Genomic DNA, 8126 nt, shown 5'->3' with positions numbered 1-8126 from the left:
GGGCTCGGCGGCGGCGGCGCCCCGGCCGCCGCGCACGGTGCGCTGCCGCCCGCGACGGCGGCGATCGAGCGGACCACGCTGGTCGAGACGCAGGAGGCGGACGGCACGCTCGGCTACGGCGGCACCCGCACCGTCTCCGCCGCCGGGCGCGGCACGGTCACCTGGCTGCCCGGCGCCGGATCGGTGATCCCCAGGGGACGGCCGGTGTACCGGGTCGACAACAAGCCGGTGCCGCTGCTGTACGGCAGGCTGCCGATCTACCGGACGCTCGCGGCGGGGACGGAGGGCACCGACGTCCTCCAGCTCGAACGGAACCTCCAGGCCCTCGGCTACACCGGGTTCACCGTCGACAAGACCTACAACGCCGCCACCGCCGCGGCCGTGAAGCGCTGGCAGGACGCCCTCGGCGTCGAGGAGACGGGCACGGTCCGGCCGGGGGCGGCCGTCGTCGCGTCCGGCCGGATCCGGGTGGCCGAGCGCAAGGCGAGCGTCGGCGACCGCCTCGGCGGCCCCGTCCTCACCTGCACCGGGACGACCCGCGTCGTGACCGTCGACCTGAACGTGCAGTACCAGCGGCTCGCGAAGAAGGGGGCCGCGGTGGAGATCGAGCTGCCGTCCGGCGACACCGTCAAGGGACGGATCACCTCGGTCGGGAAGGTCGCCAAGCAGGGCAGGGAAGACCAGCCGTCCACCATCGAGGTCGAGATCGCGATCGGTTCGCAGCACAGGCTCGGCTCCTACGACAAGGCGCCCGTCGAGGTGAGCCTGACCGCGAACCGGCACAACGGCGTCCTCGCCGTCCCGGTGGGCGCGCTGCTCGCCCAGGGCGACGGCGGGTACGCCGTCCAGGTCGTCCAGGACGGGCGGGTCCGCACGGTGCCGGTGGAGACCGGCGTGTTCACCGGGGGCCGGGTCGAGATCTCCGGATCCGGCCTGGCGGAGGGCATGAAGGTGGGGGTGCCCTCATGACACCGGTCGTGGAGTTGCGGGAGGTCACCAAGACCTACCCGGGCGGCGTCACCGCGCTGGACGGGGCGTCGCTGACCATCGTGGAGGGCGAGCTGGTCGCGATCGTGGGGCCGTCGGGGTCCGGGAAGTCGACGATGCTGCACCTGCTCGGCACGCTCGACCGGCCGAGCGCCGGCACCGTCCTCGTCGAGGGCACGGACGTGTCGCGGCTGCCGGACCGGCGGCTGTCGGCGCTGCGCGCCCGCCGGATCGGTTTCGTGTTCCAGCAGTTCCACCTCGCCGCCGGCGTCAGCGCGCTGGACAACGTCGCGGACGGGCTCCTGTACGGGGGCGTGCCGCTCGCGCAGCGGCGCCGCAGGGCCCGGCACGCGCTGGAGCGCGTCGGGCTCGGGCACCGGCTCGGGCACCGGCCGCACCAGCTGTCCGGCGGGGAGCGGCAGCGCGTCGCGATCGCCCGCGCGGTCGTCGGGGAACCCGCGCTGCTGCTGGCGGACGAGCCGACCGGCGCGCTGGACTCGGCGTCCGGCGCGGGCGTCCTGGACCTGCTGCGGGAGCTGTCGGCCGGCGGCACGACCGTCGCGCTGATCACGCACGACCGGGACATCGCCGCGCTGCTGCCCCGCCAGGTGGGGATGCGCGACGGCCGGATCGTCCACGACGACGCACGGGTGGAGGCGGCACGATGACGAATCCGCGCGGGGACGCGCCGTCCCGGCTCGGGCCGGGGGACGTGCTGCGCGTCGGGGCCGCCGGGCTGCGGTCCCGGCCGATGCGGGTGTTCCTGTCCGCGCTCGGCATCGCGATCGGCATCGCCGCGATGATCGGCGTGGTCGGCATCTCGACGTCGAGCCGTGCCCAGCTCCAGGCCACCCTCGACAGGCTCGGCACCAACCTGCTCACGGTCGGGCCCGGCCGCGACCTGTTCGGCGCCGATGCGAAGCTCCCGGAGGAGTCGGTCGGCATGGTGGGGCGGATGCCGGACGTCGAGTCGGCGTCCGCGACGGCGGCTCTGGAGGACGCCCACGTCTACCGCAACGACCACATCCCGGAGGGGGAGAGCGGCGGGATCAGCGTCCTTGCGGCCCGGCTCGACCTGCCGAAGACCATCGGCCTCACCATGGCCACCGGCAGGTGGCTCAACGCCGGCACCGCCAGGTACCCGGCCGTGGTGCTCGGCTCGGAGACGGCCGCGCGCCTCGGCGTGGCGACGCCGAACGTCCAGGTGTGGCTCGGCTCGCAGTGGTTCACGGTCGTCGGCGTCCTGGCCCCGAACCAGCTCGCCCCCGAACTGGACTCCGCCGCGCTCGTCGGCTGGGACGCCGCCGTGAGCCGCCTCGGCTTCGACGGCCACCCCACCACCGTCTACACGCGCGCCCGCGAGGACGCGGTGGAGAAGGTGCGGGATCTGCTGGCCGCCACCGCCAGCCCGCAGGCGCCGAACGAGGTCCAGGTCAGCCGCCCGTCCGACGCGCTGGCGGCGCGGGACGCCACCGACAGGGCGTTCACCGGCCTGCTCCTCGGCCTCGGCGGCGTCGCGCTGCTGGTCGGCGGGGTGGGCGTCGCCAACACGATGGTGATCTCGGTCCTGGAACGCCGCGCCGAGATCGGCCTGCGCCGCTCCCTCGGCGCGACCCGCGGCCAGATCAGGATGCAGTTCCTCACCGAGTCGCAGCTCCTCGCCGCGCTCGGCGGCGTCGGCGGGGTGGCCATCGGCATCGTCGTCACCGCAGTGTTCGCCGTGACGCAGGGCTGGCCGACCGTCGTCCCGGTCTGGGCGATGGCGGGCGGGATACTCGCCACCCTCCTCATCGGCGGCATCGCGGGCCTGTACCCGGCCCTGCGGGCCGCGCGCCTCCCCCCGACCGAGGCGCTCGCCACGCCGTGACGTCCCTCGCCTGGACCCGCCGGGGCTCAGGCGAGGAAGTCGCTGATCCGCGCGAGCCAGCGGGTGTAGTAGACGCCCGCCAGCGAGTCCGGGACGAGGCGGGAGAGCAGCGGCCGGTACTTGTTGACGTCCTCGGTGGCCGAATGCCGGGCGACGATGCCGGCCTTGCGTGCGCGCCTGCGCTCGTACCCGCGCAGGGCCGCGGGGACGGCGGGGGCGCCGCGCAGGACCGCGGCCAGCGTCCACGCGTCCTCCAGCGCCTGGTTGGCCCCCTGCGCCCGGGCCGGCGGCATCGAGTGCGCGGCGTCCCCGGCGAGCGTGACCCGGCCGGTGCCCCACGTGCGCGGGACGCGGTGGCGGTGGTGCGGGAAGAACTCCAGGTCGCTCTCGCGGGCCGCCTCCAGGACCTCGGGAACCGGGGCGCACCAGTGACCGAAGCGTTTCCGGATCTCGGCGAGGGGCGAGGCGGGCGGCGGCTCGCCCGGGGACCAGGGCATGTCGAACCACCACTGCAGCAGCCCCTCGCCGGCCGGCATCAGGCCGCAGCTGCCGGCCCGGCCGGTGATCACCAGTCCGCGGTGCGAGGACGTGACGTCGATGGGCACCGGGGTGAGCCCCTGCCAGGTGCCCCAGCCGCTCGGCTCGGCGGGATCACCGCCCCACAGGTGGTCCCGGACCACCGAGCGGCGCCCGTCGGCGCCGACCAGCAGATCCGCCTCGGCGGCGGAGCCGTCCGCGAAGACGGCCCGCACCGTCCCGCCCTCCTGGGCGATGCCGGTACAGGCGCGGCCGAACTCCACGGCACCGGGCGGCAGGGCGCCGGCGAGACGTTCGATGAGGCGCCGCCGCGGCAGGCAGATGTGGGGATGCCCGTGCACCCGCGCGGCCCGCGCGACGTCGACGGTGATCAGGCGTCGCCCGTCCTCGCCCCACTGCTCCAGGACGTCGATCGGGGCACCGGCACCGTCCAGGGACACGCCGAGGTCGCCGAGGATCCCGGTGCCGTTGCTCCACAGGGTCACGGCCGCGCCCGTGGTGCGCAGCGCGCCGTCCGCCTCCGCGACGGTCACCTCGTGACCGCCCGCCCGCAGCCCCACGGCCGCCGCGAGGCCCGCGACCCCCGCTCCGATGATCAGCACCCGCACGGCATCCTCCTGTTCCTCGTTTCCTTCACGGCGCCGGGGCGGGCCGGGCTCCGCGGACGGCGCGCAGGCGGCGGGTCCAGGTGGTGAGCGTGGGATGCCGGTACGGCGCGGTGGCGTCGTAGAGCCAGCCCTGGTGGCTGCGCCCGGGGACCTCCAGCCGGACGAGCGGCACGTAGGAGTCGGCGCGGATGCCCTCGTACCCGTGGCGGACGATGGAGTGGTAGATGTCCTCGGACACGATCAGCACCAGCGGCGCGCGGGTGCGGCGCAGCGCGCTCTTCGCCTGCGGCGAGTCGAGCAGCCGGCAGGCGATGTCGAGCGCCTCGCCGAAATTGCCGTGGCCGTCGTTGTGCACCTCTCCGGCATGCACGACGACGCGAATGCGAATTCGCCGGTCACCGCCGGACGCGATCGACTGCGCGGCGTTGTATTCGGCGAGCAGCGCGGACAGGATCGGTACCGCCGGGTGCAGCAGCAGCGTTTTCGGGACCTCATCGAAAGGCTGTACGAGAACCAGCGCGCCATCGCCCCGGTCGACATACTCCTCCCGGTATCTCTCCCCGATTCCGGCCCGGTTGAACGCCTCCTCCAGCAGCCGGTAGAGGGTGCGCCTCAGCTCGGCCTTGACCGGGTCGGTGCGCGCCGTCGAGCCCTCGATGTCCACCGCCAGGATCGCCCGGTACCGCGGCCGGATCCGGGCGCGGTCCACCGCCGGAAGCCGGGGCCCGGACGCGTCCACGAGCACGGGACGCCCGGTCCTCGGCCCTGCGGTCCGCACGGCCGTCTCATGGTTCATTCCCCGCGCCCCTTTCTCGCCTGCCCCATGGTCCCGCAGGAAATGATCCTGACATTACCCCTCTTGTCCGGCAACCCAGGCGAGCCCAGCCGGGGGACCGGGTTTTCCCGGTGAATGTGAATTCCTTTCATCAGGTGTTGAATGGGCGCTGAGCAGTCCCCGGCCGACGGCCGGCCCCGCGTCAAGGGATGCGCGTCCCGAATGCTCCCGGCCTCGCGGGGACTCCGGCCCCACAAGATCGGGACGGAAAGGCCGGAACGGCGCGTGCGTCGATCGGATAACGCCGCCGGGAACGTCCGCCCGGATCCGGGAGACTGCGGGGTGCGCCCGCTCACCGGGAGACCGGCCCGGCGCCGCGTCCGGGAAAGCACGGACCGGCGCTCCGTGGGTTTCCGGTGGCAGGGCATGCCCCGAGGTCCGAGCATGGAGAGGATGGTCGTGGTGATTTCCGCACCGCGGCGGCGCAGGTCGCCACCGTGGTTCGGCGCGGAGACGAGGCGCGCCCTCCTCGCCGGACTGGTGGTCGCGGGGCTGGCCCTGCTCGCCGGCTGGCCGTACTGGCGGCACCATCCGGCCGCCGCCGCGACCACGCTGGTCAGCTGCACCGCCATCGCGGTGGCGGGCGTGCTGCTCGGCACCGGCGCGCGGACCCGCCGCACCGGGCTGCTGTTCGTGGCCGCGTCGGCCTGCTGGGCGGTCAACTGGGCGGCCAGCTGGGACGCGACCATCGGGCCGATCCTGTCGCCGTACGCGCAGGCCGACTTCTACCTCGCGATCGCCGTCGGCGTCCTGCTCTACCCGGGCGGCCGGCTGGAGTACCTCGCCGACCGGGTCTGGACGGTCCTGGCGTGCGTGATCCTCTGCTGCTGCCCGACGGCGCTGTGGGTCACCTCCGAGCCCGAGTGGGCGGCGTTCCGCGGTGAGTCGGTGTGGTGGCCCGCGCCGTTCCCCGACCGGGAGGTCTTCCGGGTCGTCCTGTGGGCGTCCGCCGTGCTGTACGTGCTCCTCGCCCTGTCGTACGCCGTCGTGCTGATACTGCGGCTGCCGAGGATGAGCCGGATGCGGCGCATGCTCACCCTCCCGGTGGCGGTCGTCCTCGCGTTCGTGGGGATCTCGGCCGCGCTCACCCAGCGGCCGATCATGGAGGACTCGATCCCGCTGGACGACCTGCTCGGCGTCTACGTGGTGCAGGGCGCGATGGCCGCCCTCCTGCCGCTCACCCTGCTCGCGTCCGCGCTGCGGATCCGCATCGGCGAGCTGACCGTCGCCGGCCGGATGCTGCGGCTGACCGCGCCGGTGTCGGTCGAACGGGTCCGGGACGCGCTGCGGGACGTCCTGCGCGACCCGACGCTGGAGCTGTGGTTCTGGGCGCCGACGGAGCAGACCTACGTCGACACCACCGGACGCCCCGTCGCCCTCGGCCCGGACGACGGCCTGGACGCCGACCCGAAAGAGAACGGCGTTTACGGCGGCGTCCATGACGGCGGTCACGACGAGGGGGGCCGCTGGCGGCGCCGGGTGCGCGGCGCCGCCGGGGATCCGCTCGCCGTCGTGGAACTCGGCGGCGCGCTCCGCGATCACGGCTCCCTGGTCGAGGCCGCGCTCGCCGCGGGCGGCCGGGCGCTGGAGACCGCGCGGCTGCAGGCCAGCGTGCACGCCGGCCTCGAACAGGTCCGGTCCGCCTACCGGCGGCTCGTCCGCGCCGAGGCCGTGGAGCGCGAGCGCCTCGCCCGCGACCTGCACGACGGCGCGCAGCAGCGGCTGCTCGCGCTCGGCGCGATGCTCGGGACGCTGGAGGCCGTCACCGGCGACCCCGCGGTGAAGGAGCATGCCCGCGTCTGCCGCGCCGAACTGGTCGAGGCGCTGGCCGAGTTGCGCTCGCTCGCCCGCGAGGTGCAGCCCGCGCTGCTCGTCCAGGACGGCCTGGGCCCGGCGCTGGAGGTCGTCGCCGAGCGCGTCGGCATCCGCGTCAAGCTCGATGTCACCCCGCGGCGGTTCTCCCGCGAGATCGAGTCCACGCTTTACTCGGTGCTTTGCGAGACGCTGTCGTACGCTGTCGACCGCGCGCGTGCGACCCAGGTGGACGTCCGGGTCGGCCACGAGGACGGCCGGCTGGCCGTGGAGGTGACCTGTGACGGCACGGGTTCCCGCGATCCCGCCGCCGATCTCGCCGGGCTGTCCGGCCGCATCGGGGCCCTGCGCGGCCAGATGGAAATCGGCGGCGGCCCCGGCGCGGGCACGACGGTAAGGATGGACCTGCCATGCGAGTAGCCGTGGCGGAGGACAGCGGGATCTTCCGGCAGGCGCTGGTCACCCTGCTCACCACGGTCGGCATCGAGGTGGTGGCGTCCGCCGGGTCCGGGGAGGAACTGCTCGCCCGGGTCACCGGCGACCCGCCCGACGTCGCGATCGTCGACCTGCACATGCCGCCGACGTTCACCAACGAGGGGGTCGTGGCCGCGCGGCGGCTGCTGGAGCGCCACCCGGGCCTCGGCGTCCTGGTCCTGTCCGCCTACAACGAGACCCCGCAGGCGATGGAGCTGTTCCGCGACCAGCCGCGCGGCGTCGGCTACCTGCTGAAGGACCACGTCACGGACGTGGAGAACCTGCGGTCCGCGCTGGAGCGGGTCATGCGCGGCGAGGTCGTCATCGACCCGGACGTGGTGAGCCGGCTCGTCGAGGCCCGGCACCGCGAGCAGGAGCTGTCCCGGCTGTCCGGCCGTGAGCGGGAGGTCCTGGCGCTGATGGCCGAGGGCCACTCCAACGCGGGGATCGGCAAGCGGCTGCACCTGTCCGCCCGGACCGTCGAGGACCATGTGCGGGCGATCTTCACCAAGCTGAAGATCGCCTCGACGGGCGGTCCGCCGGGTCCGCAGGACAGCAACAAGCGGGTGCTGGCCGTCCTCACGTGGTTGCGGGCCGCCGAGACCCGCTGAGCGCCGGCCCCCGCCGGGCGCCTTGATCGGGCGCGCATCAATCGGGTAACGGGCCCTCGCGTTCCGTGCCCGGGGTGCGGGAAACTGGCCGCGCGAGTCGGGGGCGGGTCAGGCGAACCGGTGGTGGCCCCCGCGTGCGCCACCGGGACGCGCCACGGGCCCGTGCCCGGGGCACCGCGTCCGGCACGTTCCATGCTCCCGGTGCCGAGGGCCGCGCACATCCGGGAAAACCCCACTCCCGGACGGTGGTTTCCCGGAGACGACACGGAAGGAACGCGGTGAGGGCCGTTCTCCGCCGGCCGTCGTGGCTGGGCGCGCCGGTCCGCCGCGCGCTGGGCGCGGGCACGGCGGTCGCGGCGGCGGTGCTGGGCTGCGGCTGGCCGCACTGGCGCGGG

Annotated in this window: 7 protein-coding genes; 5 read left to right on the top strand and 2 right to left on the bottom strand. The window is 74.6% G+C overall.

Annotated elements, in window-relative coordinates; translation table 11 throughout:
- The 3 genes from AF1_RS30595 to AF1_RS30585 all read left to right on the top strand — a co-directional run.
- Nucleotides 1-969: efflux RND transporter periplasmic adaptor subunit (locus tag AF1_RS30595; RefSeq protein WP_067807295.1), on the top strand; the 969-nt coding region annotated here is incomplete at its 5' end.
- The gene (locus AF1_RS30590) at nucleotides 966-1655 is read left to right on the top strand and encodes an ABC transporter ATP-binding protein (protein WP_067807292.1); all 690 of its coding nucleotides are present in this window, start codon (nucleotides 966-968) and stop codon (nucleotides 1653-1655) included. The genes AF1_RS30595 and AF1_RS30590, both read left to right, overlap by 4 nt.
- Nucleotides 1652-2854, top strand: coding sequence for an ABC transporter permease (locus AF1_RS30585; RefSeq protein WP_067807289.1), 1203 nt, complete (start codon nucleotides 1652-1654; stop codon nucleotides 2852-2854). The genes AF1_RS30590 and AF1_RS30585 overlap by 4 nt, the downstream gene beginning before the upstream one ends.
- Before the next feature lie 26 nt (nucleotides 2855-2880).
- Here AF1_RS30585 and AF1_RS30580 read toward each other — a convergent pair whose 3' ends face one another.
- Together AF1_RS30580 and AF1_RS30575 are read right to left on the bottom strand one after the other, a co-directional pair.
- Nucleotides 2881-3999: an FAD-dependent oxidoreductase gene (locus AF1_RS30580; RefSeq protein WP_067807286.1), complete on the bottom strand. Its 1119-nt coding sequence runs from the start codon at nucleotides 3997-3999 to the stop codon at nucleotides 2881-2883.
- A 25-nt stretch (nucleotides 4000-4024) separates the two neighbouring features.
- The gene (locus AF1_RS30575; RefSeq protein WP_131732875.1) at nucleotides 4025-4795 is read right to left on the bottom strand and encodes a nucleotidyl cyclase domain-containing protein; all 771 of its coding nucleotides are present in this window, start codon (nucleotides 4793-4795) and stop codon (nucleotides 4025-4027) included.
- Between the two features lie 432 nt (nucleotides 4796-5227).
- Here AF1_RS30575 and AF1_RS30570 point away from each other — a divergent pair, with 432 nt between their 5' ends.
- Entirely contained in the window at nucleotides 5228-7066 is a 1839-nt protein-coding gene (locus AF1_RS30570) for a histidine kinase (protein WP_067807280.1), read from the top strand.
- The gene (locus tag AF1_RS30565; RefSeq protein WP_067807277.1) at nucleotides 7057-7731 is read left to right on the top strand and encodes a response regulator transcription factor; all 675 of its coding nucleotides are present in this window, start codon (nucleotides 7057-7059) and stop codon (nucleotides 7729-7731) included. Before AF1_RS30570 ends, AF1_RS30565 begins: the two co-directional genes overlap by 10 nt.
- The last annotated feature ends 395 nt before the right edge of the window (nucleotides 7732-8126 follow it).

The sequence above is a fragment of the Actinomadura formosensis NBRC 14204 genome, from assembly GCF_001552155.1.
In the GTDB taxonomy this organism is placed as follows: Bacteria; Actinomycetota; Actinomycetes; order Streptosporangiales; family Streptosporangiaceae; genus Spirillospora; species Spirillospora formosensis.
The sequence above is the reverse complement of the archived record's forward strand: the minus strand, read 5'-3'. Positions and strand labels throughout refer to the sequence as shown.

What these genes read in the sequence shown, in the direction of transcription:
- AF1_RS30590 (WP_067807292.1), top strand. Translation starts at nt 966, where the DNA reads ATGACACCGGTCGTGGAGTTGCGGGAGGTCACCAAGACCTACCCGGGC.
- AF1_RS30585 (WP_067807289.1), top strand. Translation starts at nt 1,652, where the DNA reads ATGACGAATCCGCGCGGGGACGCGCCGTCCCGGCTCGGGCCGGGGGAC.
- AF1_RS30575 (WP_131732875.1), bottom strand. Translation starts at nt 4,795, where the DNA reads ATGAACCATGAGACGGCCGTGCGGACCGCAGGGCCGAGGACCGGGCGT.
- AF1_RS30570 (WP_067807280.1), top strand. Translation starts at nt 5,228, where the DNA reads ATGGTCGTGGTGATTTCCGCACCGCGGCGGCGCAGGTCGCCACCGTGG.
- AF1_RS30565 (WP_067807277.1), top strand. Translation starts at nt 7,057, where the DNA reads ATGCGAGTAGCCGTGGCGGAGGACAGCGGGATCTTCCGGCAGGCGCTG.